The 1,395-nt window shown below is 53.3% G+C and carries 1 protein-coding gene and 1 pseudogene; both read left to right on the top strand.

The genetic code is table 11. The annotated features are described in order from the left end of the window. Positions 1 to 439, top strand: a pseudogene (intI1, locus tag ACOI6Z_RS27470) (class 1 integron integrase IntI1); the annotation flags it as partial. A gap of 392 nt (positions 440 to 831) precedes the next feature. After that, on the top strand, positions 832 to 1,395 hold a 564-nt coding region (locus tag ACOI6Z_RS27465; RefSeq protein ID WP_420687563.1), incomplete at its 3' end, for a recombinase family protein.

Genomic DNA, 1,395 nt, shown 5'->3' with positions numbered 1-1,395 from the left:
GTCGCGTGCACGGGCATGGTGGCTGAAGGACCAGGCCGAGGGCCGCAGCGGCGTTGCGCTTCCCGACGCCCTTGAGCGGAAGTATCCGCGCGCCGGGCATTCCTGGCCGTGGTTCTGGGTTTTTGCGCAGCACACGCATTCGACCGATCCACGGAGCGGTGTCGTGCGTCGCCATCACATGTATGACCAGACCTTTCAGCGCGCCTTCAAACGTGCCGTAGAACAAGCAGGCATCACGAAGCCCGCCACACCGCACACCCTCCGCCACTCGTTCGCGACGGCCTTGCTCCGCAGCGGTTACGACATTCGAACCGTGCAGGATCTGCTCGGCCATTCCGACGTCTCTACGACGATGATTTACACGCATGTGCTGAAAGTTGGCGGTGCCGGAGTGCGCTCACCGCTTGATGCGCTGCCGCCCCTCACTAGTGAGAGGTAGGGCAGCGCAAGTCAATCCTGGCGGATTCACTACCCCTGCGCGAAGGCCATCGGTGCCGCATCGAACGGCCGGTTGCGGAAAGTCCTCCCTGCGTCCGCTGATGGCCGGCAGCAGCCCGTCGTTGCCTGATGGATCCAACCCCTCCGCTGCTATAGTGCAGTCGGCTTCTGACGTTCAGTGCAGCCGTCTTCTGAAAACGACAAACAGCCAGAAAGGCTGTTACAGGCGATTTGATCTGCAACCTATTGGTTAAATTAATGTATCAAAAACGATGGTTTTTGTGACAGTCTTGAAAAGTCCTGACTTCTCCCGAAAAATGACTCCCCTCATGTAACAAAACTCGTTACTGTATCAACATAACAATAACCCCATAACTAATTAGCGAGAAAAGAATGAAAATCGGCTATGCACGTAAATCTACGCATCTTCAGGATGTGGCGCACCAGGTTGACGAACTAACAAAAGCTGGATGTGAGCAAATCTATCAGGATCAGACCTCACGTAGCGGCCCCAAGCGCGACAAAAAAGGTGCGCCGGAACTGGAGAACTGCCTGAAAGCATTGCGCGAGGGAGATACCCTAGTAGTTTGGGCACTAGATCGGCTCGGCGGTTCATTGGGTCAAGTCATTACTTTACTCGACGACCTGAAGAAACGCGGAATAACTTTCATAGCCATCAAGGACAGAATAGACACAAATGCGCCAGTTATAGGGGAAATCTATACTCATCTGATGGCGATATTCTCTAGCTTTGAACGCAACCGCAATATTGAAAGAACGCGCTCAGGCCTTGCAGCTGCACGCGCAAGGGGCCGTGTGGGAGGGAGAAAACCGTCACTTTCTGAAGAAGATGTTAAACAAATTAGAATCTTACTTGCTGATCCTGAAATGACAGTTGGTGCAGTTGCTAAGCGCTTCAACGTTTCTCGCATGACTATTTATCGCTACACCACAAAA

This window comes from Klebsiella sp. C239 (assembly GCF_048822715.1).
Lineage (GTDB): Bacteria > Pseudomonadota > Gammaproteobacteria > Enterobacterales > Enterobacteriaceae > Klebsiella > Klebsiella quasipneumoniae.
The sequence above is the reverse complement of the archived record's forward strand: the minus strand, read 5'-3'. Positions and strand labels throughout refer to the sequence as shown.